At 51.8% G+C, this 22,342-nt stretch carries 20 protein-coding genes; 3 read left to right on the top strand and 17 right to left on the bottom strand.

The window, feature by feature from the left end:
- Positions 1-231: 231 nt before the first annotated feature.
- The 7 genes from JNUCC32_RS15190 to JNUCC32_RS15220 all read right to left on the bottom strand — a co-directional run bounded on the left by JNUCC32_RS15190 (position 232) and on the right by JNUCC32_RS15220 (position 9,733).
- Positions 232-1,158, bottom strand: coding sequence for a hypothetical protein (locus JNUCC32_RS15190; protein ID WP_096773199.1), 927 nt, complete (start codon positions 1,156-1,158; stop codon positions 232-234).
- Positions 1,158-2,519, bottom strand: a complete 1,362-nt coding sequence (locus JNUCC32_RS15195; protein ID WP_015734405.1) for a nucleotide sugar dehydrogenase — start codon at positions 2,517-2,519, stop codon at positions 1,158-1,160. Before JNUCC32_RS15195 ends, JNUCC32_RS15190 begins: the two co-directional genes overlap by 1 nt.
- A 174-nt stretch (positions 2,520-2,693) precedes the next feature.
- Positions 2,694-3,500, bottom strand: coding sequence for a response regulator transcription factor (locus JNUCC32_RS15200; protein ID WP_096773198.1), 807 nt, complete (start codon positions 3,498-3,500; stop codon positions 2,694-2,696).
- 58 nt (positions 3,501-3,558) lie between these two features.
- Complete coding sequence (locus JNUCC32_RS15205; RefSeq protein WP_176502381.1) at positions 3,559-4,926, bottom strand: glycosyltransferase family 2 protein; 1,368 nt, start codon at positions 4,924-4,926, stop codon at positions 3,559-3,561.
- Between the two features lie 43 nt (positions 4,927-4,969).
- Entirely contained in the window at positions 4,970-6,163 is a 1,194-nt protein-coding gene (locus JNUCC32_RS15210) for a HEAT repeat domain-containing protein (RefSeq protein ID WP_015734402.1), read from the bottom strand.
- Positions 6,164-6,181: 18 nt separating this feature from the next.
- Positions 6,182-8,440: a hypothetical protein gene (locus JNUCC32_RS15215; RefSeq protein WP_192572524.1), complete on the bottom strand. Its 2,259-nt coding sequence runs from the start codon at positions 8,438-8,440 to the stop codon at positions 6,182-6,184.
- A 771-nt stretch (positions 8,441-9,211) separates the two neighbouring features.
- Positions 9,212-9,733 carry an HPP family protein gene (locus JNUCC32_RS15220; protein WP_192572525.1) on the bottom strand — a complete coding sequence of 174 codons (522 nt, stop codon included), beginning with the start codon at positions 9,731-9,733 and terminating at the stop codon, positions 9,212-9,214.
- Between the two features lie 147 nt (positions 9,734-9,880).
- On the opposite strand from JNUCC32_RS15220, the gene JNUCC32_RS15225 reads away from it, so the two are divergent.
- Positions 9,881-10,837: a GntR family transcriptional regulator gene (locus JNUCC32_RS15225; RefSeq protein WP_192572526.1), complete on the top strand. Its 957-nt coding sequence runs from the start codon at positions 9,881-9,883 to the stop codon at positions 10,835-10,837.
- Positions 10,838-11,172: 335 nt separating this feature from the next.
- On the opposite strand, the gene JNUCC32_RS15230 is transcribed toward JNUCC32_RS15225, so the two are convergent.
- Genes JNUCC32_RS15230 through JNUCC32_RS15255 form a run of 6 tightly spaced genes read right to left on the bottom strand, consistent with a single transcriptional unit; the run spans position 11,173 to position 15,404 of the window.
- Positions 11,173-12,195: a potassium channel family protein gene (locus JNUCC32_RS15230; RefSeq protein WP_145035469.1), complete on the bottom strand. Its 1,023-nt coding sequence runs from the start codon at positions 12,193-12,195 to the stop codon at positions 11,173-11,175.
- Between the two features lie 34 nt (positions 12,196-12,229).
- Positions 12,230-12,622 carry a DUF350 domain-containing protein gene (locus JNUCC32_RS15235; RefSeq protein ID WP_009592598.1) on the bottom strand — a complete coding sequence of 131 codons (393 nt, stop codon included), beginning with the start codon at positions 12,620-12,622 and terminating at the stop codon, positions 12,230-12,232.
- Positions 12,619-13,293, bottom strand: coding sequence for a hypothetical protein (locus JNUCC32_RS15240; protein WP_096773193.1), 675 nt, complete (start codon positions 13,291-13,293; stop codon positions 12,619-12,621). The genes JNUCC32_RS15235 and JNUCC32_RS15240 overlap by 4 nt, the downstream gene beginning before the upstream one ends.
- The gene (locus JNUCC32_RS15245; RefSeq protein WP_096773192.1) at positions 13,294-14,493 is read right to left on the bottom strand and encodes a glutathionylspermidine synthase family protein; all 1,200 of its coding nucleotides are present in this window, start codon (positions 14,491-14,493) and stop codon (positions 13,294-13,296) included. It abuts the gene before it with no gap.
- Positions 14,490-15,164, bottom strand: a complete 675-nt coding sequence (locus JNUCC32_RS15250; protein WP_009592614.1) for a hypothetical protein — start codon at positions 15,162-15,164, stop codon at positions 14,490-14,492. The genes JNUCC32_RS15245 and JNUCC32_RS15250 overlap by 4 nt, the downstream gene beginning before the upstream one ends.
- 24 nt (positions 15,165-15,188) lie before the next feature.
- Entirely contained in the window at positions 15,189-15,404 is a 216-nt protein-coding gene (locus JNUCC32_RS15255) for a hypothetical protein (protein WP_015734394.1), read from the bottom strand.
- Positions 15,405-15,734: 330 nt separating this feature from the next.
- Between JNUCC32_RS15255 and JNUCC32_RS15260 the strand changes: the two genes are divergently transcribed.
- Positions 15,735-16,673: an NAD(P)-dependent oxidoreductase gene (locus JNUCC32_RS15260; RefSeq protein WP_192572527.1), complete on the top strand. Its 939-nt coding sequence runs from the start codon at positions 15,735-15,737 to the stop codon at positions 16,671-16,673.
- Between the two features lie 177 nt (positions 16,674-16,850).
- Here JNUCC32_RS15260 and JNUCC32_RS15265 read toward each other — a convergent pair whose 3' ends face one another.
- The 3 genes from JNUCC32_RS15265 to JNUCC32_RS15275 all read right to left on the bottom strand — a co-directional run bounded on the left by JNUCC32_RS15265 (position 16,851) and on the right by JNUCC32_RS15275 (position 19,839).
- Positions 16,851-17,090 (bottom strand): glutaredoxin family protein, encoded by a 240-nt coding sequence (locus tag JNUCC32_RS15265; protein ID WP_036665795.1) that lies wholly within the window; start codon positions 17,088-17,090, stop codon positions 16,851-16,853.
- A gap of 23 nt (positions 17,091-17,113) precedes the next feature.
- Positions 17,114-17,992, bottom strand: coding sequence for a DUF8832 domain-containing protein (locus JNUCC32_RS15270; RefSeq protein WP_192572528.1), 879 nt, complete (start codon positions 17,990-17,992; stop codon positions 17,114-17,116).
- Between the two features lie 206 nt (positions 17,993-18,198).
- Positions 18,199-19,839: a cobyric acid synthase gene (locus tag JNUCC32_RS15275; RefSeq protein ID WP_267132982.1), complete on the bottom strand. Its 1,641-nt coding sequence runs from the start codon at positions 19,837-19,839 to the stop codon at positions 18,199-18,201.
- Between the two features lie 427 nt (positions 19,840-20,266).
- Here JNUCC32_RS15275 and JNUCC32_RS15280 point away from each other — a divergent pair, with 427 nt between their 5' ends.
- A complete protein-coding gene (locus JNUCC32_RS15280; RefSeq protein WP_192572529.1) occupies positions 20,267-21,241 on the top strand; it encodes a hypothetical protein in 975 nt (324 codons plus the stop codon).
- Here JNUCC32_RS15280 and JNUCC32_RS15285 read toward each other — a convergent pair.
- A complete protein-coding gene (locus JNUCC32_RS15285) occupies positions 21,236-22,321 on the bottom strand; it encodes a Gfo/Idh/MocA family protein (RefSeq protein WP_192572530.1) in 1,086 nt (361 codons plus the stop codon). The genes JNUCC32_RS15280 and JNUCC32_RS15285 overlap by 6 nt on opposite strands.
- Positions 22,322-22,342 lie beyond the last annotated feature (21 nt).

Consider the following 22,342-nt stretch of genomic DNA (forward strand, 5'->3'; position numbering starts at 1 on the left):
TTTGATTCAAAGCATGTTCCTCTGCCTGCCGCTCAATGATTCCCATTATAGAATTCGGTTCTCTACAATTTCTAGACAATACCGCGCAGACCCGATTTCTCTTCCCTTCCTTGGACAAAAAAATACCCCCGAAAGTCTCTTGGAGACCTTCGGAGGTACGTTGAATGAGTGAATGATATGAAGTTGTTTCCTTTTAACACGGAGCAGGGGCGGCAGGCCATTATGGCAATATCACCGCTCTTCCCCGCCCATCGCGGTTCGTTTGTGGACCCAGGCCTGATAGTGATGGACGGCCAATCCCGCAAAGGAGGAATGGTCGCTGCCAAGCTTGGCGGCGCGCAGGGCTTCGTCCTCCATCTCCTGCTCGCTCTTGGAATAAAAGGTCAAATGCTCGCCTTCGTCCGTATCCCCGAGCTCCATGCCGATCCACACGGATTTGCCAAGTTCGTCGGCCTGCTCCAGCTCCTCCTTGGACAATTCATACATCTGCTCCCCGCTATCGCGGTATGCCATAACGGCAATCGCATCCGTATTTTGGATCATCCAGCGGCTGAACGAATCGGTATCCGCTCGGCTCGGTCCAGGTATCGAATCAAGCCAGAACGGAACCGCGGCACTGAACGGGAGACCCTGACGCTTGGCCTCCTGGACCCAGACTTCCGTATTGGCGCTCCATTCTTCCACCACCCGTTCCTGTTCGCGATCCCACCTGCGAAGCACGTAAGGCTCCACATCGAACTGCACGCCCTCGAATTTCTCCTCGGGGGCGGAAGCCTGGTTGTACTCTTCCAGCCAGGCCAGCAGGTCCATCCCTTTTTGCCGGCCTTCCTCATAAGCCCAGTCGGGGTGGCCGTTCAAAGCATGGACGCTGATGCCCTGCCGATGTGCCGCAGCCACGAAATGGCGGTACTCCTCGTCCGTAACCTCTTGCTGAATTTGCAAAAAGATCGTTGTAATGCCTTCCCTGCCGCTAAAGGCTACAATCTCCTCCGTTTCACTTCGGATCAGACTTGCATCCCACAGCCAGGTAGCCTTGTTTTGATTCACCTTGCCTGACGGAAGAAGAAAAAGGATCAGCAGCAAAAGACAGATGCCGGCAGCCAAGATGATCCACTTCGCTTTTGCATCGATATGCCTCAGTCTTCTCGTCCATTTCATCAGATCAAGACAGCCTCGCCCGGCTCAGGCACATGCTGAACAGAATGGCCGATCTTGTAAATATGAGGCTCGGCATACGCTTTAAATGCATTCCGCGTGTCCAAGATCGGCACGCCGGCCGAAGCGATCGAATGATAATCCAGATTGCTGTGGTTCGTAATGAGGACGATGCAATCGTACCGGCTGAATTTCGCGAGATCATACTCCACGCTGCGAATCGTTTCGCCTTGCTTATCCACGAAACTGTTGGCATACGGATCGTAGTAATCCACATAAGCGCCGTTCTCCTTGAACTGTTCGTAAACTTCGAGGCCCGGGGATTCGCGCAAATCGCTGATGTCCGGTTTGTAGGCCATGCCTAACAACAGGATATTGGAGCGTTTGATCGATTTGGCATATTCATTCAGAATCGTCGCCGTTTTGTTGATCACGTAGTAAGGCATGTTGTCATTGGTGGATTGTGCCAGCTCAATGAATTTGCTGTAAAAGCGGAAGCCCTTGGCCTTCCACGATAAGTACATGGGATCCAGCGGGATGCAGTGGCCGCCGATGCCTGGCCCCGGATAGAACGGCATGAAACCGAACGGCTTGGTGGCCGCCGCATTGATCACTTCCCATACATCGATGCCCATACGGTCGCACATCATCGCCATCTCGTTGACGAAGGCGATATTCACGCTGCGGAACGTATTTTCCAGCAGCTTCGACATTTCCGCAACTTTCGGATTGCTGACAGGTACAACCGTCTCCACGTACTGTTTGTACAGCGCTTCGCCCAGCTTCAGGCAGGCATCCGTCGTTCCGCCGATCACCTTCGGCGTGTTCCGCGTATTAAAGCGGCTGTTGGACGGATCGACGCGCTCCGGCGAGAAGCACAGATAGAAGTTCTGGCCGACCTTGTAACCGAGCTTCTCGATCGGTTGTTGAATCAGTTCCTCCGTGGTTCCCGGATATGTCGTGCTCTCCAGCGTAATTAACAGATTAGGCTTCATGAAGCGTTTGAGCTGATCGACTACCATTGTAATGTAGGAAGTATCCGGGTCCTGATTCTCGCTAAGCGGCGTCGGCACGCAGATGCTGACCGCGTCAATGACGGCGATCATGCTGTAATCCGTTGTCGGCTTAAAGCGTCCGGTCTCCATGCATGCCGCAAGCTCTTCGGACGAGATGTCCGTAATGTAGGACTCGCCGCGGTAAATGCGGTCGATTTTGTCGGAATCCAGATCGATGCCGATGACCGTAAATCCTTGTTTCACCATTTCCACAGCCAGCGGCAAACCTACATAACCTAGTCCCACAACACCCAGTACAGCTTTCTTATTTTCAATGGCACTCAATAAAGTTTCATATTCCTCATTCACAAGTATTCAACCTCCATCGGATGTATAGTCTATTCGTCTATTTCTTTTGTTCGTCGGCCAAAAGACAGACTTGTTTGTTGAACTCTTTCCTTGCGATTAAAGAACCTCTTCAGCTCAACTAATCACGTATCAATCCTGAATCTCATCTAACTAAAAGCTTTAATAACCATGTGTTTAATGAAGGCAGCGTCGGATGCGGGCATCCAGCTCCACCGGCGAGAACGGTTTGGTTACGTAGTCATCGACCCCGTTTTGGAAACATTGGCTGATGGTTTGCTCTACCCGCTTCTCGGTTAACACGACAATTTTCGGCGGCTCCTTCACGTCCAGCTGCTGGATATGATGAATGAACGGCAGGCCGTCGATGCCATGCAGGTTCAGCTCGGTCAGGACAAGATCCGGCTCCCATTTCGGGATGAGCTCCAGTGCCTCCAAACCATCCACCGCTTCCAGCGTTTCGTAACCCTGCATGGCCAAGCGAATCTGTAAAAATTCCCTCACCGTGGCATCTTGGTCCACAATGAGAATGCGGTTTTGGCCGCTGTCCGCTTCCTCCTGCGTAAATATATGAATATCCGAAGAGGTGCTGAGCCTGGCGGTTTCCGCCATCTGCTTCAACGTCTGCCGAGGCGGCGCTTCCGTAAGCGCTGCAAGCGTAATACGCGGGTCCGCTTGCTCGAAACGGCCCTGCAGATGCTGCTTCAGGAGCAGTGCCTGATAATGGGCGGCATCCAGCGTGTAGCCAGGCAGGGTAACAGCCGATACGCCGGTATTGGCGTCGTGCAGAACCTCGCCGTTTACGCCGGTCAGCTGGTCCATAAAGCTCTGAACCTCCGCCAGCTCAGCCTCCGTCCCGGACGGATTGCCAGCACAGTACAGAAACAGCAATGCTGTTCCATTGGGATGTTCTCTCACTTCCTCCTCCACGCGGCCGTAAAAATCAACGGCCTGCACGCGTTGCAATGTTGCCGATTGAGACATAACAGTAAGTCCCACCTCTCTTTATATTTTGATGCTGCATTTGAACCGGGCCTTGAAGTCAAGCCGCCTCGTTCTTATCTTTCCAGCTCTGCCGGGTCATGGTGCCCCATGAATTGTTGTTTTGCAAATATTGAATATGTCCCTGTACTCTCCACAGCACGCCAAGCTGATGGTAACCCACAAACTTGAGCGCCGAGAAGAGGAGCATTTTCACCAGGTCGGACAATTTGGTATACCGGCGGAAGGCCATCTCCTCCAGGATGAGGGCTCCCACACTGAGCAGGTACCCGCTTAAAAAATTGACGAGCCCGAACACGACCAGCACATGCCAATTTGTCATATCCAGCAAAACATATCCAAGCAGAGCCAGAAGGCCCGTAATTCTGAAGTAAGGGTTTAGCGCTTCGAAAATAACGTTGTAGGGCATTGTCAACAAGCCCATGACTTTATATTTCGGATTGAACACCATATCCCGGTTCTCGATCATGTTCTTCAAGTTTCCGCGTCCCCAACGCTTGCGCTGATTGGACAAAATGTTGTAGCTGTCCGGCGCCTGCGTCCAGCACACCGCTTCCGGACAAAAGGAAACGCGGTATTTGATTTTATTTTCCAGCATATAGCGGTGCAGCTTGATAATGATGTTCATATCTTCGCCGGGGTAACCGCCGCGATAGCCGCCAACCGCAATGACATAGTCTTTCCGGAACAAACCGAAGGCCCCGGAGACGATGATGAGCCCGTTGAAATGGCTCCACCCGATTCGGCCCCCCAGAAAAGCTTTCAAATATTCGATCGATTGAAACATCGGCCACATCCGACGCGGCAAGGATACGTCCTTAACCTCACCGTTCTCGATCACGCAGCCATTGGCAATCCGGACGTCGCCGCCGATCGCCACCGTCTCCTCGGGATTCTCCATGTACATCCGGGCCATCCGGATCAGCGCATCCTTCTCCAGCAATGAATCCGCATCGATGGAAGAAATCAGCGGATAACGGGACAGGTTGATGCCCGCGTTCAAGGAATCCGCCTTACCGCCGTTCTCCTTGTCGATGAGGTATAGCTGCGGGTACTGCGGATTATAATAAATGCCCCGCACCTTGTTCGTGCTGATGTTGCCTCGGATCTCCGGATTGGGCAGCAGTGTCAAACCATACTCCTCAATCAGCACCTTCAGCGTTTCGTCGGAGGATCCGTCATTGATGACGATGACCTCGTAGGTTGGATAGTTCAGCGTCATGAGGCAGCGGACATTCTCCGCGATCGTCAGCTCTTCGTTATAGGCCGGGACCAGCAAGGATACCGATGGTACCAGTTCCGAGCCCGAAAGCGTATTGTATTTCGAATACGTCGCGCGTCTGAAAATATCCTTAATATTTCTGAAAGAAAACATCAGAATTACAAAATAAAGCGCGCTAACGATCATGACGTAATAAATCGCCACCATCCCGTAAGTGAGCAGGATATCTCTAAGCAGTGTAATCTCCTCCTACTCCTGCAACCGTGCCGATCCGTTTGTTCGTTTGAACGCCGAAATAACGATCGTACACCAGTTTTCTTTTATTAAATGCCACCATTTGCTCCACTTGCTCGTATTCGCCTTCGTTGGACATGATCCGTTCGATCCGGTACAGGGCCGTTTCCCTGGCTGGACCTTCTCCTGTAAGCGCGGCTTGGCACAAGGTCTCGAAGCCTTGTTCTCCCAACATGGCAAGACTCTCCGCGCTGTTGTTCCGCACATGCCAATTCTCGTCCTTCAGGGCTGAAGCCAGGAGCGGAATGCTGCCTGCGGCATGAAGCCGTCCGAGCGCTTTCGCCGCTGCCGCCCGCACTTCCCACTCATGATCATTCATGAGTGCCACAATAGTGTCATCCTTCAGGGCCGGGTTCGAGCCAAGATACAGCTTGACGGCCTCGGCACGCACGTCCTTCTCCTCGGATCCGACCAATCGGTCGAGTGCCGGCACGACGGCCGGAATGGCCTGTCCCCACATGGCAACAAGCGAAACCTTGACCAGTCCTGGATCGGGATCGTCCAGAAGCTTGCGCATGAGGCTGGCCGAATCCAGCCGGGTCTCCAGCAAAATATCGGCAGCCATATGGTGAATGGCTTTATCGTAAGACAGCAGCTTGGACAACATTTCCCGAATCTGCTGGGACGAAACCGCGCTCTTGGCAATTGCCCGGGCAATGATGATGGTCATCGGACCGTATTTCGTCCGGTTCATCAGCTGCTGGAGCTGGGGAACGGCCTCTTCCGCCCGCATCCCGCCGAGGCGGTAGACCGCTTCAATGCGGCGGTCTTTCCTCATGCTGGATAATGCCCGAATTTCCTGTTCCACAAACCCGGCGTCCCGGCACAAACGCAGGAGCTTCTCTCTGGCGTCACCTTTGAATTGCTCGATCCACTCCATAAACTTGGCTTGGATGACCCGGCGTTCGGCCGACGTCAATTTGCCTGGCGGCAGCTCCAGCGTGGTATCATCATGCAGATGACTCTGCACATACACAAAGTAATCATGGTGTTTTTCCGTAAATCGTTCCGTTTCTCTTTGTATGGCATTATGCTTGATCTTCATTTGGAACAACAGGATAATGCCGGCTGCAATCAGGCCGAGGCATACATAGACAAAAACGTATGCCATTTCTAAATTTGAAAACATCTCCGATGGCTCCTCCTTTTATTTAGCATCTGGCTGCCGCCCCGTTTCAGGGAGACGCGTGAATATTTCCTGCATATCGTAATAGCTTTGCTTCAAGCGTTCACTGTATTGGGTTGCTTCCCACAGCTCCCATGTATAAGGCTCGATGTCCTGCAGATTAATGGACTGCCCCGATCCTGAAGCTGGTTTGCCGGTGTTCTCGGATCTTTCCGTGATCCATGGAACCAGCCGGATACCGTCCGCCGTGGTCGTGCTGAACGTGCGCTTGTCTTGAAGCGGACCGTAGTCCAGCACCTGCAGCGAGCTCGGATCTCCGAATCCTAGAAGCATCCACGGAATCCTCATCTCGACGAAGCTGTCTTGATACTGCCATGCCGTAAGGGAGTTGAAATCCGGAGATTCCGGATCGCTGGTTCCCCGTTTCAGCGTCCCCACCGTCTCATCCACAAACGGATGGGAGAATCGGGTGTCCGGCGGATTCATCAGCAGGCTGATGGCCAGCTTCCAGGAATGGAACGAGCCGTCCGGTACGACGGGATCGTCCTTCGTTCCTTTGGCTTCCTCTCCCGGCAGCATCCAATAGCCTTCCTTGCCGTACAGCCGGCTGTGGAAATCGTAAGATGGCGCTATGGTTACCTGGGATTCGTCCTCTTGACCTACCTGAATCAACGTTTCCAAAGCCCCGCCGGTGAGCGTTCGTCCCGCCAGCTCTTTCTTCGGTATATCGCCGCCAGGGATGGTGTCCGCTCCGACGAAGAGTTTGGAACGTTTCGGATCAAATGCTTCGTCCAGCTCCATGCCGATATACAGATAAGCCTCGTCATGCGTCAACTTCATGTTCTTTACGCCCGGAGCCGTACCGGACCAGGTTTTGACTTCCCCTTCAGGAACCTTATCCCAGTCGGTCAAATCCCCGTCGATCGTAATTTGTTCCGCTTTACCCGGCTGCATCGCCAGAACGCCGAACATCTTTTCGTTGGTCAGCACATTCAACCAGAATGCCCGGCGGTCTGCCGGTATTTCAAAAGGCATCGTGTTCCATGTTTTCTTGAACCATTCGTCCTGCCACATGAACAAGATCGCTCCGGAATAGCCTTCGTCGTAAATATCCTGGGTCAGCGAGACATTTACTTCGCCTTGCTCCGCCTCGTCATGTCCTCCTTGATCCTTCCCTCCAGGACCGTGGTGGGAAATACCGATGGAGGAAGGCACGCCGTACTCGGTAACCATGATCGGCATATCCTCGAACTCTGCCTTCAATTTTCGCAAATAGGCTTTGTACGTGTTGTAGCCACCGTCCCCGTCGGGAAGGGTCTGCAATGTTTTGTCCGTCCGGAAAAAATCCGGATAGTACGGGTACACATGGTATGCCGCAAAATATCCCGCATCCCAGTTCACCGGTTCGACATGCCTTGCATCGACGGACACCAGGTCTTCTTCAAACAGCGGTTCCCCCGGATGCTCAAGCACATCCGTCGTGACCCAATTGGTAAATGTCATCGGATGCTGCCATCCGTACTTCTGCTCCTCGGCAGCCGTGTAGTCCAATAAAGATGCCAGCCAATTCTCGAAGGGACTTGCGTCCTTCGTCCCCGAGAAATAGGACCCCTTATACTGAGGGACACCCTTATGTACCTTGTTGGTGTTATCAACCATGGCTGGGTCCCATTCCGTACCCACATGCCAGGCCATGAGGTACTTGCCCGCATTGACCTTATACTTGCCGCTCGACTGCCCATGCTTGGGCTCAACGTTGATATCCCCGTAAACTGCAGCGACAGCCTTCGAGATCTCCGCTTTAAACGTTTGGACGATTTCTTCGTCATACGCATCCCGACGCTCGATTAGCTGCTCCTCCGGCGACCAGATGCCCTGCATGAAGTACAGGGGATCATCGCCTTTATCCCGGTTGTATTTCACCAGCGCGGAATAAAAGACCGGATTATGCACCGTGTAGACCCTAATGACGTTTGCTCCCATATCATCGATCTGTTTGAACCAGCGCAGATAATCTTCCTCGGTGGCCGGCAGCTCGCCGGGAAAGTGCCCGGGTACGGTTGCGCCCAGGTTCACGCCCTTGGCAAAAACCTCTTTCCAAACCTCTTCATCCTCATATACCAGAAAGGAGGTTCCCTCTGTTTTGAATTTCATTTTCACGCCGTCCGCATCCGCATACGTTTTTAATGACGGCCGTAGATATCCTAAGATTACAGCGGCACCGCAGAGAAGCACTATAGTGCAAAATGCTGCGACCACCCACCATTTTCGCCTGCTCATCGTCTTCGTTGCTCACCTGCCCTTTCTTTGACATGCTTGTTGCTGCACCGACATATGACGACTGAGCCATACTCGTCATTCTATAGCCGATGCGCTCCCGATACCATATTCCTTCTTTACCAACTTTTCCGATCTCGATAGTAGTCAAAAAGAAGTAAAACAAACTTCTTCCATAATTTTCCCCCGATAAATCAAATCGCTGCTCCTTCCTGCCTGTTCATTGACAACTTCACAGCCTGATGTTAGTTGTGTGAAACCAATGTGCATTTGCCCTGACAAGGCTGGAACCGAACGACTTCATCCCATCCGTGAGATACAGCGAGATTTACGAATATTTTCAGAAAATTTTCGCGAATCGTAATGTTAAACGCAAAAAAATTGCTAAAGTTCCGGTCATTTTTACATCATTATCCATAGTTATGACAAATTTGATACCAAAGTCGTATAAAAAAACGGCTGAGAACCGCATTCTGTAAAGGTTTGGCAATATTAACCTTTTATCCAAAATGAGAATAGAGTCCTGTACCGGGATTGTGTAATATTCTATAGATTTGATAACCAGGATCAAGTGGTAAGTATCGCCTATTTTTCGGGATTTCGGTTTGGATTTCCCCTCATTGCGTTATATAAATTAGTTTGGTTAATGTTCAAATCTGCGGTGCGACAACATAAATCAGACCCGGTCCATTGTCGGTCCGGGTCTGTTGTTGACGATATGAGATTGAAGAACTTGCCATGATTACCGTTTATTCATCAAAGAAAAAACTGCCTTCACCACCAAAAAGTCGGATATCTTCGTTCCTTTACCGCATTATTGACAAGCAGAGCCACCACCACGATCATGACCGATCCGACGAGCACAGGCGTGAACAGGAATGACCAGCCGCTGCCAGCCATAATAACGACCAAGGGGTCTGCGCCGGCGGGAGGATGGGTCGTCTTGGTCATTCCCATCAGGCTGATCGCGGCTCCCACCCCGATCGCCATGGCCCATATTCCGTCACCCAGGACCTCCAGCGCGACAAGTCCCGTAAGCGTGGAAATAAGATGCCCTCCGACCAGGTTTCTTGGTTGTGATAACGGCGCATCCCAGACTGCAAACGCCAGCACGCAGCTCGCCCCAAAGGGCGCCATGATCCATGGACTTCCTGCGAGCGAGGAGAGAAGGGCCAGTAAGCCAATCGAAACGGCACCCCCGATAAAGCCAACGGCGAGATTCATGGGACGAACGGTCAACGGACTTCTAGCCCCCCCTTTCATTTTCTGCAAATAAGAATCAGCTTGATCCTTCATATTAACCCTCCATATTCATAATTAACTAGTTATTTAGTTATATATAAAATAACGATTTAAAACTATACATGTCAATACCTTTGTTGTATATTTTCCGTTTATTGTGTAAAGTTAAATTACTAGTTGACTAGGAAAGAAGGTCTCGATATGGCGCACAAGCTCATGCTTCGAGTCGACCCGCACGCTCCCATGAATGTAAGCACGCAAGTCAAGGAACAGCTAAAGTGGCTGATTGGTATTGGACAGATCGAACCATTCGATATGCTGCCCCCGGCGGGCGCGCTCGCGGACAACCTCGGGCTGAACCGCAACACCGTAAACCTGGTGTACAACCAGTTGAAGGACGAGGGGATCGTCTCCATGCATAAAGGCAAAGGAACGCAGGTTCTGAACAACCCTCAGGTAGAAGAGCTTCGAAATCGCAGAAAGCTGATGCATGAGCTCGCAGAGCGAACGACGGAGGAGCTGGGCTCCCTTCATATCCCGGCGAGCGAGTTCTTTGCCGCATCCCTTGCCTATACGCTGCTGCAGGAGCCTGTCCTGAACGCAGAGCGGCGAATTCTGTTCATCGAATGTAAAGGGCATGATTTCCCCTTCTATCAGAAAGCGATTGAGGAAATTACGGGCGCGAAAGTCAAAACGGTGTTTCTGGAGGATTTGTTGGCGGGAGAACAAGCGCTGCTCAAAGCTTTCGACTATTCGAGCCTCATTGTCACGACGCTTAATCATGATTCCGAAGTCAAAGCCCTGTGCAGCAAATACGACAAAAAAGCTTTCGTTATTGGCGCGAATGCGGAAACGTCGGTCCTGCTTGATATTGCCCGGCTGACACCTGGCAGCCATCTCAGTTTTGTCTGCCTGGGGAAGGCAGGTGCGCAGTGGATGGCCGGCCGCGTTCAAGAAGCCGGTATCGATGGGGTCCGTGCCAGCCTGGCCGGTCTGGATCATCGGGAAGACCTGCTGCAGCGGATCGAGCAATCCGATCAGGTGTATGCCTCTGATGCCGTATATGAAGAGGTTCGATCGTTAGCTCCCGGCAAGGTGAAGCTGTTTCCCATGGCACTGGAGAAGAGCAGCGTGAACATGCTAAGAGACATGATCTGAGGCCCATAGGAAAAAACGCCCACTGTTTAAACAGGGGCGTTTTCACTTTGGAAAATATCCATGCATCCGCGACGGATGTCCCATACTTTGGCTGCCGACAGCCCTCAAACGAGGAGTCAGCTGCCGTTACCCATGACATCCGACCGCTGACCCAAGTGTCATTTCCGAGAATCCAGCAGGTCAAGCAGTCGATTTACACCGACCACCTGGAACAAGCAGATTAACGCATATGATTTCGAAACGTCAATTCGTAATTGGCAGCTTCGCAATAAAAAATGCTGCCTCACCCGTTCACGTGAGACAGCATGGTCTTTTAATGAAATGTTCGCAGCCCCTCAAACAAGCTTACCGGCAATCCGGTTCATGGTCGCTTCGTCCGAAACCACATACAGCCTCGCATCCCGCGGAATCGGCAAATCGAGCTTGCGGTTGATGCTGAGGTCACTGCGATCGGAGATCAGCGTCGCTCCTTGCCGCAGCAGATCCTGAAATGCATCCCCGTAGGTCTTCCATGCGGGGTTTAATGCCACTTCGTAAATATCGTCGCCGTGCTGGCGGCTGAGCAGCTGCATCAGCACATCCGAGTTTCCTTCCTGCAGCGCTGCCCGCACCGCCAATCGGGAAACGGCATCGTGCGAGAGGACAAACTCGTTTACTTGATTGTGGCGGAAATTCTGCACATGCTTCTCCTGCATGATCTCCACCGTGGTATGTACGTCCGGCGCTATCCGCTCGATGCTCGAAACAATCAGGAGCGACTTGCCGTCCACCAGCGCCGATTCGTCGATCCGGGCGTCCGCGAAGACAATGGCCGACTTGGCCTCCAGAATGTTGGCTCTCATCAGCACGTCATCCGATGCAGGATCGCCGCTTACAAAATGCACCTGTTCGAGATGCTCCACGGGATGCCGGCTGGAATCGTCGATGACCACGATCTCGGACTGCGGCGAATACGACAGAATCTCGTCGATCGCGGACATCGCTTTTTTGCTCCAATTGATAATGATGACATGGCCGCTGCCCTTAAAGTTCAACCTGCCCGCTCCTCTCTGCCGCTGCATGCTTCCAAACGATTCGATCACTTTACCGATCACTAAACTGAGCAGCCCGATACCGAAGATATAGATGAATATCGTTAATATCTTGCCCGGCACGGTAGCTGCATAATAATCGCCATAACCAACGGTGGCCATCGTGGTAAGCACCCAGTAAAGGGCGTTAAACCAATGGTGAAACGTTTCCGGCTCCAGCAGGAATGCCAGGGTCGAGCAAAGCACCACAAACAGCACCACGATCACGCTGATCGTTGTTTTACGCAGACGCATCATTTTCAAAGATAATCTCAGAAAAAAGTGCACGCTCCTGCTCCTCTCCCCATGGGTGCAAATCGGCCTAAATGATCAGGCTGCTGATCGCAAAGGCTGTGCCGATGAACACCATCGCCAGCAGGATGCCGATCGCTACGTTGCCCTTTTGCAGGTGCTCGGAAATTCGAAGACCCGGCGTCGCCAGCTCGAATACCCAATAGGCAACGATCAAGCATACATATCCAACGGCAAACCACAGTATCATATGCCATATCGATGAATTCGTATATGCCGATATGCCCAAAATAATGGCCGTTGCCATAAACTTGCCGCCGAATGCCAGACCAACCGCGACATTACCTTTCTTCAGCTCTTCCATGTCGTTAAACCGGGTCATCCAGCTGAAAATCAGCATGCCCAGCAATTGAAGCACGATAATGCAGATCACACTTATAACAATATTAATGACGACCGTCAATCCGCCCACCCCCGAAATTTTGCATAGGCCAAGTCGTAATCGGCGAAATCATGCACTTCCTCCAATACAACATCAACCGTGTCCTTCTTCTCCATTGCGGCATAACGCTTCTCGTCGATCGGCTGCTTGATCCGGTTGCCCGTCGGCAGCTCAACGACGGCAAAATGCCTGGTGTCTTTCTTGTACGTTGTTTTATATACCCCAACCAGCTTCACGTCGGTTTTGACGGTCACTTTCAGGTTGGCCAAATCCGATTCCGCGGTCTTTTTATCCTTGAACGACTTAATGGTCTGCCAGGACGATAACCGGATATCGTTGCGCTGATTCGCATCCGTGGTCAGCTCGGCGTCCATGAATTGCAGCGTCCAAATTTTGTCGCCTGTAGCATAGTTGTTATCGTTAGGCAGGAGCTCGTTATCCGGCAGGACGGTCATGTCGCCGCCAATCAAATCGCCGACGGTCCCTTCAATGATGCGATAGTCCCAAGGCACGCGGCTAGAGGTTGAAGATACTTCCTCCGATCCGGTATGGAACACGGTGGAGCTGCCGCCGGAGCATGCGCTCAGCGCTAAAACCAAAAGGGATAAGATAAGCACCGCCAGGACGACCGGAGGTTTCCTCTTTCCCTTCGGAGCACCGCTTTGCTGCCTTTTCTCTTGTTTCAACTGCATTTATTTCACTCCCATTGCGATAAAATGGCTCGAATTGCCCGTAATCAAACCGCCCGCCCGTCCCAGCAAACCGCATGGGATACCATTAAGGACGAACAACCCCGTCAGCAAATGAAATTCCCCTTCCGCCGTCTCGACGCGAGCCAGCTCGGCCCTCCTCTGATAGACCGTCGGAAACATGACGCTAGTATCATATCCATCCTGATCCTCTACCTCGATTTGTCCTGTCTGGTCGTACAGTTTGACAGAACCACCCTCTCGGCCGAACATCGACTTTGATACGAAATTGCCGGAGAACACCGGTTTGTTGTATGTCGGCAGCATATATTTAACGATCGCTTCACGTTCTTGCTCATCGAACAATAGGCCCAGCTCATACATGCCCCACATGGCGGCCAGCAAGCCTTTGGACTGCAGCAGAATGCTGTGCGGAGAGTTGAACAGCTGGAGTCGCCCCGTCTCGATGGCATAGGCAAGCGCATCTCCGCCATCATCGACGGACATCCATTCCTTCGGATAAAGAGCAAACATCCGGTGAATCTCCCGGCCTTCTCCGTCCTTCAGCATGCCTTCGTCCACCCATAGATCCAGACAATCCACCAGCTTGATATCCAGCCCGCTGTGCCGGACCAATGCTTCGATCGTGCCGGAGTCCTCCAGATGTTCGCCGTAAGCAATGCATGCGGCCGTATCCGGACGCTCTGCCGCCCACGCTTGTGCCACCAGCTCTTGCATCCGCTCATTGGGAGAATAGATGCCGGCCTGAGCGCACATCCACGGCGTTGCAATGGAAGCCTCAACATACCCTGTGGGTGTGTCCGCATTCAGCTCCAGAAGCTTGATGCTGCCGTCATGGGCAATCGCAAAGTCAAATCTGGCATACCGGCTGATCAACCCTTCCTCCGGCAGCGGACATTCGTCCAGCATCTGCCACAGAATCGGCGGAATGCCGATCAAGCTGTAAATATGATGGTTGCGATGGACGTAACGTACGGTTTTGTCCAGCGTCGCCCACAGTACCGCAGCGGCTTCTTCCAGCTCGCGATAGGTCTCTTGACGTATGGTGACGATTTGGTCTATCCAGTAGGCTTCCCCTTCCAGATTCGCCCAGGTAAAGCCAAGCTCGGCGAGCTTCGATACCCGCTCATCCCGATTGGGGTCAGGCTGTCCCGAAACGGTAAACACGCTTTCGCGGCTCATCCGCCAAAACCGCCGGATCTGGAGCTGGATTTCGAACCCGAGGAGCTGAAGCCGCTGGAATTGCCGCCAATGCCGCCGGACTTGGACGATGTGGAGCGGCGCGTTATCGTTCCCGAAGAGGACGTTGAGGTCTTGGGACGGACATTGGAGTTCACCACCGGTTTGTTCTGGAACGTACCGCTCGAATACGTGCGGGGTTTGTAAGGCTTGCCGTTATTCGCGTAATATCCGCGATGATTGTTGTACCATCCGCTGGAGGAATAGTAGGAGCCGTTGTTGAACAGCATGTGGTAGAGCAGCAGATCATCCCAGCCGAAACCGGAATTGTAGCCGCCATAGTTATTGATTACCGTCGTTCCCCCGCCTGATCCTGCGGATGCTCCTTCCGCCGGCTCTTCCTCGAATTCTTCTGCGCTAGGGAACGGGATGTTCCAGTCCACGTTCTTGTCAAAATACTTCTTTACTTCTTCCGTCGACCAGGATACCAGCTGCGGCTCTTCGGATGAGGTAACCGCTTCCGAAGCGAGATCCTTCGCTGCCGCGCCCGACACCAGAAACGCATTCGCCAACAAGGCGATGCCGAGCGAGCTTGACAAGACTCGAATCGGTTTGCCTTCCGGCGTCAGCCATTTGGAAGCGGGCTGGTCTTTTTTGTCTTTTTCATTACTCAAGATGATGTCTCCTTTCGGACAGAATTAATCGTTCCGCATCGGAACGAGCAGAAGCTCCAGTTTGCCCGTGTCCACGTTTAATCTGCCTTCGATCGTTTCATATTCCCTGCCGCCCGCGACGATATAATTCACGTGCTCCAGCGCAGCGACCATGTTCATCGTCCATGCCCGCTCTTCAATCTGCACCAGCTCACCGTCCGGTCTTTTTTCAAACAAAATAACGTTCATTCCATAATCCATGATGACAACCCCTTCCATTTAAAGCAGTGAGTATTGTTACGCATTATATTGGGAATCGTTTCAAAAATCTATGATGGGCTATCGGCGCTTGGACGAAAAATTTGCTGCAAAAAGACACAATCCATATAATAACATCGCTACTGATTATTTACACCTTCGAATTACCATTAAAAAACTCTTGAAAACGAACATTCTAGACGCGCAATGCCTGATTATTTACGTTTTATAAGGTGTAGCATCCATTTTCATGACCATCGTCTCTCTTGACATTATCACTAGTGTCATACTTTAGGATGGGTATCATCCCAAACCCAGAAAGGGGTTATACCGATGAATACAAATCCAAAGAAATTTTCTAATGGTAATCATCCTTACGATGCGCAGGCGGACGGCTCTATCCTTGGTCCGGTAACCGTGATCGGATTAGGCGCCATGGGCTCCAAACTGGCCCGCACCTTCGTGAACAACGGATATGTCACCACCGTCTGGAACCGCACGCCTGAAAAAGCCGCTGAACTTGTAGGCTTGGGTGCCTCCGGCACTACGAACATCGCGGATGCCATCGCCGCCAGTCCCCTCTTGATTGTATGCGTACTTGATTATGATGCCGCCCGCCATATTCTTGAACCCATGAGGGAGAAGCTTTCCGGCAAGGTTGTCGTAAATCTGACAACCGGCACTCCCGAAGAAGCCCGCACGATGGGGACCTGGATGAGGACCCACGGCGCCGAATATCTGGATGGCGGCATCATGGCCGTGCCTTCCCTGATCGCCACGCCTCATGCCGTCATACTCTACAGCGGTTCTCAAACTGCTTACGAAACATATAAACAGGTCTTAGAAAGCTTAGGGACTAGTCACTATTTAGGCTCCGACCCTGCTCTCGCTCCACTGAATGACCTGGCACTGCTAAGCGGCATGTACGGCATGTTCGGCGGCTTCATCCATGCCGTGGCGCTTGCGGGTTCCGAAGGCACGAAGGCAGCGGATTTCACGACAACGCTGCTGATTCCGTTTCTGCAAGCCATGATCTCCACCATGCCGGAAATGGCGAAGCAGATCGATACCGGAGATTATTCCGCCAAGGATGCGAGTCTGGCGATGCAAGCCGCTCATGACACCATCGGGGAGGTCAGCAGGGTACAAGGCGTCAGCGCCGAAACATTCGCGCCGATCTTCGAACTGATGAAACGACGGGTAGAGGAAGGTTATGGCGGGGACGACTTCGCCAGCGTGATTGAGCTGATCCGTAAGCGTCCATCGTCTTAACAGGAAGAAGAGAGCTATTATCGGCATCGGCAGGAACTGGCGACGACGTACGACCTGACCTGCGTCGAACTTTGGTAACTCATGCGCAGCGATTCTTTATCCTCCATACAAAAGAAGCATGGATCATCCGCCGAGGACCGATCCATGCTTCATTTTTTTTATATCCATGAACCTAGCTTATTTAATCAATTCCCTGATTTCCTGAAAGTTATCGGCAAATCCGATAAATACGTTGTCGCCGATAACGATCGTAGGCACGATCTGTTTTCCCGTCAGACGTCTCACTTCTTCCGGATATTCCGGATTCTGCGTGCAATCATATTCCGTGTACGGAACCTGCTGCTCCTTGAAGTAACGCTTGGCATGATGGCAATCGCTGCAAGTGGGTATGGTGTAGATTTTCAATGGCTCTGTCATGTCGATCACTCCTTAAACAAAAATTATTTGATTTCAACAACAAAAGGCACGGTCATCACCTCACCTTGATGCTGAAATTGTCCCCAGATTTTGTAGATGCCGCTATGCGGAAAGGTAGTCGCAAACTCCGCTTTGGGACCGGTGCTCGATTCGTCAAGAGGATGCACATGGATGTACTTCTCGGCGTCTGCGGACAGAATGACAACATGACCGACCGCGCCTAGGTAAGGCTCCAGATTGCTGATTCCCTGCTTCGTCTGCGCATCCTGAATATGATAGGTGAGCACGACCTCTTCATTCGATAAGGCATTGCTCAGGCTCAGTTCGATTTCCTTGCCGTTGACTTGTTTGATCAGGCTGGAGTCAGGCTCAATGGCCGAAGGTTCTCCTTCTTCTCCCTCCACCTGAACCCATTCGCTGAGCGTGCTCCCTCCAGCGCCCTTCGGCACGAAATCCGCAATTAATTTATATTCGCCGCCGGCGGGAAACGTGGTGTTCACGGTAAACTCGCCGTTCTCCTTGTAATCGGGATGGATATGGTTGAAAAATGACAAATCGCGATTCACGATGATCAGATGCAGCAGCTTCTCATGATTGACATCAAATTCCTGGACGGGTCCACCGTTGTTGTCCGTAATCTGAATCGTTAACTCTGTTTCGGTGCCCGCGCTTGCCGGTTCATTCCATGTAAATTCAGCCTGGTAGTTGTTCGAGGCCGTCTCATGCCCGCCTCCGTGGCCACTGTGCCCGTTCTCTTCCGGATTTACGGCTTCCTGATTATGGTTCCCGCCGTGGCCGTGGCCGCCTGTATCCGGGGCCTGCTTCGCATTATCGCATGATGTCATTAATCCAATTGCAAGTATGCTCGTTAAGGTTAGCACAGTACCCTTCTTATTCAACATGCGCTATCACTCCATTCATTGGATATGCTGTAAGATGACTTATCATCCGCTTCTGTAATTAGTATACCCCCCTATCCTATAATTAATCAACTTTTTTCTAAAATAGCACCTGATCCATTTACGCTCTCCACGCAAATAACACCATGCCGCCCGCATGGTGTTATCCTCCTATTCTTCACTATCGCCCAAACTAAAGGATCTATTCCCTATGGCTTTCGGTGCGTACAGCCGATGATTTCATAAATCTTCTCCATATCCACATGATTCCGCACGATGTCCGCCACACGGTCGTATTCTGCGAGTTTGCGTTCTTCCGCTTGGAACGTTTCACAAATGGCATCCAGTCCCTTATTTACCCGAATGCCGTTCAGCCAGGACCTGCGAAAGGCATCGTTGTCAAACAAGCCGTGCAGATAACACCCCCAGATGCGTCCATCGGCGGTGGCTAAACCTTCAGGATGTGCTTGAATATCTTCTCCGGCTTCCAAAGAATCCGCGGAATCTGCTTCAATCGAAAACAATTTTCGGTGTTCTGATCCGCCAGGCTCCGTGCTCCTTTCGGTGACGCCCATATGGATTTCGTAGGCCCCTATTGCGGAATGAGCCTTCGCATCCGATAAAACGAACTGCAAAGGATGGTCCTGTGATAATTCCCCTCTTACGCGAACGGTCTTTTTTTGTTTTGAAAAAGCTGTCCGCATCGGCAGCAGTCCAAGTCCCGCCGCTTCCCGGGCGCTGCCTTCCACCGCATGCGGATCCGACAACCGCTCGCCCAGCATTTGATATCCTCCGCAGATGCCAACCAGCTGCACATCCCGCGTCTGCGTCAACCTTAAAATCGCCTCCGCCAGGCCCCGATCCCGGATGAACCCCAAATCGCCGATCGTATCCTTCGTACCGGGCAAAATGATGACGTCCGGCGTGCCGAGCTCATCCACCGATTGGACGAAGCGAACGACGACATCCTGCTCCCAGCGAAGCGCATCGAAATCCGTAAAATTCGAAATGCGCGGATACCGGATAACGACAATATCAAGGTCGCGTTTTTCCTGTCTTTGATATTGAAGCTCATCCAGCACTACGGAATCCTCGGCCTCGATTCGCATGTCCTGAATGTAAGGAAGGACGCCAAGCACCGGTATGCCTGTCCGTTCTTCAAGCCAGTCCAGTCCCGGCTTCAACAGCGCCAAATCCCCGCGGAATTTGTTGATGATGAACCCTCTGACCCTGGCCGCCTCATGGGGCTCCAGGAGTTCGAGCGTTCCTACAATCGAGGCGAACACGCCACCGCGGTCGATATCCGCAACCAGAATGACAGGCGAATCCGCCCATCCAGCCAAATTCATGTTCACGATATCCCGATCCTTGAGATTGATCTCTGCCGGACTTCCCGCGCCTTCCATGACCACGATATCGTACTTCTCCCGGAGCCGGTCCAGCGCATCCAATACAATCCCCTTGGCCTTCGGCAGAAATTCCGTCCGGTAATCCATCGCGCTCATCTGCATTTCGGGCACGCCGTGGATCACGATTTGGGAATGCATATCTTTAATCGGCTTGATCAGGATCGGATTCATGTCCGTTGTTGCGGCTATGCCGCAGGCTTCGGCCTGCACGCCCTGCGCTCTGCCGATCTCCTTGCCATCGAGCGTCACGTAGGAGTTAAGTGCCATATTTTGCGATTTGTATGGAGCCGTACGATAACCATCCTGCAGAAAAATACGGCACAGTGCTGTCGTTACGATGCTCTTGCCAACATCCGAAGCCGTGCCCTGCAGCATAAGCACCGCTCCTTGTCCTTTCCCGATCTTCGCGGGTGTATCCCTTATGTATTCTGTTTCATTCATCATTTTCACCCTTTTCCCTTACTTAAGCCGTTTACTTACATCATTATAGCAAACCGTTTGTTGAAGGAGTTCTACCTCATGAAATCAGATAAACCCCCTTGAACTTTAACAGCCTGAACATGCAAGCTGCATATTGAATAGTTGCATATTGAATAGTTGCATATTGAATAGTTGCATATTGAATAGTTGCATATTGAATAGTTGCATATTGAATAGTTGCATATTGAATAGTTGCATAACAAACAAGCCGATCCGGTAGGATCGGCTTGTTTGTTATGCCTGTAAAATCAGACGCTGCCCAGGTATGCTCGCTAAGGGATAATATTATCATTATCAGGGATATATTCATCCAACAATATACTTTTTTAGTTAAATATGTATTATCTTGGATAGGTGACTAGAGTTGGTTAAGGGAGGAACTTATTGAATGGTAATGCATTTCTCCAAGATTAGCAACATCTATATTCATGTCAAATGGTTCACGGACAATTTTGAATGGGTCCCTCTGCCCTTTCCCCGTATCGTTACGCTGACGTTCCTGTTTTGGTTAGCGTTTACATTGCTGATCTTGTTGCTCACATGCGCATTGCACGATCCCTTGGGAAAGATGCGGCCCGTCGTGCGAATCCACGGATGGCTGCACAGGCTTAGGCCCCACACCGAGGTGATTCTGCGTATTGGGCTGGCCATCGGGCTGATACTGCAGCTACTGAGCGGCTCGTACCTCGCCCCCGAATTCCGAACCAATTCCATGTGGATCATCCTCGGCCTATCCGCAGCCGCAGCGTGCCTTCTCTATAAACGCACCTTGCCGGTGAGCGGCGCCATCCTATTCCTGCTCTATATTCAGGCGTCCTTATCCTACGGTCTGTTTCATTCCATCGATTATTTGCTCTATCTCGGCATTGTTTATTATCTGTTTGTGTGCGGCACTCCCATCAAAAGATCGGCAGCCCCGGTCTTGTATATATGCACAGGCATGTCCCTCGCTTGGCTTGCCATGGAAAAGCTGACCATTCCCGAGCTCGCTTGCACGGTTATGGGCAGCTATGGACTTCCTACCTTCGGTTTTACCATTGAGCATTTTGTCATGATTAGCGCTTTTGTTGAAATCGGACTGGCATGGGCATTCATCGTAGGCATCATGAACCGGTTCACGGCACTGCTGGTATCCGGCATTTTTATTATGACAAGCCTTGTATTCGGTTACAAAGAAGTGATCGGCCATATGATCATTCACACGGTGCTGATCCTGTTCCTGATCGAAGGCACGGGGGAACTGCGTACCCCTTTTCAGTTCCATCGCTCGCCCGTTAAACGCGGATTGTTTGTGGGCGTTAACTTCTGCCTGTTTCTGTTCAGTTTGATGGCGCTCTATATTTGGATGGGCAAGACGTTATGACAAACTCTGAATCCGTTGGCCGATGGATTTGCCCAGCTCAACCACCGTTTTGGTCTCGCTTGACCTGACGACTGCATCCAGCACCTCTTGATTCCGGTATCCGTCCATGAACCCGGGCACTCCGTCGGCAGGCGCTCCCCGCAATATCGCGGCAAAATCGGCATACTGCTTGACTTTGCAATGCTGCGGCACTTCCATTGCCGTTCTGGCGAGCTGCCCGGGCTCTTCTTCGCAAATCCACACCACCCGCTCCGGATCCAATGTGCTCGCGTGGACTGTGCCGTGGTCGCCATAAATGGACACTTCATGCTGATTGCCTGAACCGAATGCATTGCGTGACGTCTGGAATACGCCCATAATATCATCGGTCATCCGGGCCTGGAAGCTGGCAAAATCATCGACCTCGATCTTGGCCATGGCTCCCGTCACCGGGTCCCGGCGTTCCGGGATGATGGTATGTAGCTGGGCCGTGATTTCTTCGAACTCTCCAAACAGAAAACGGGCCATATCAATCATATGCGAACCGAGATCTCCCAGCGTTCCCGTCCCCGTGATGGCTTTGTTGTATCTCCACATGTAGGGAACCTGCTGGTTCGGCACGCCAAACCCCTGCAAATACTGAATGGAGAAATGACGGATCGTCCCCAGCTTGCCCGTACGGATAAGTTCCCTGGCATAACGAAATGCGGGCGTATATCGGTACGTAAATCCGATCATGGCGGGAACGGGCTGTTTCTCATACAGCTCCAGCAAGGAGATGGCTTCTTCGAAGACTCGCGTGAATGGTTTTTCCGCCAGAAAAGGCTTGCCGGCTTGCAAGCATGCGCTGATGATATCAGCGTGCACGTTGTTGGGCGTGACCGAAATGACGGCATCGACGTCAGGATCATCAATTAAATCCTTGAAATCCGTATAGCGTTTCCCTTCTTCGATCCCCAGCTGATCGCCCACTCTGGCCACCGCTTCCCCGTTGACGTCGCTCACGGCCACAAACTGATAGACATTCTCTGCATTCATCCAGCGGATGTGCTCCTGCGCCATCCCGCCCAAACCGATTAAGCCGATTCGAAATTTATTCATCGTTAGAACACTCCTCATATT

The sequence above is a fragment of the Paenibacillus sp. JNUCC32 genome, from assembly GCF_014863545.1.
Taxonomy (GTDB): Bacteria; Bacillota; Bacilli; order Paenibacillales; family Paenibacillaceae; genus Paenibacillus_AQ; species Paenibacillus_AQ lautus_A.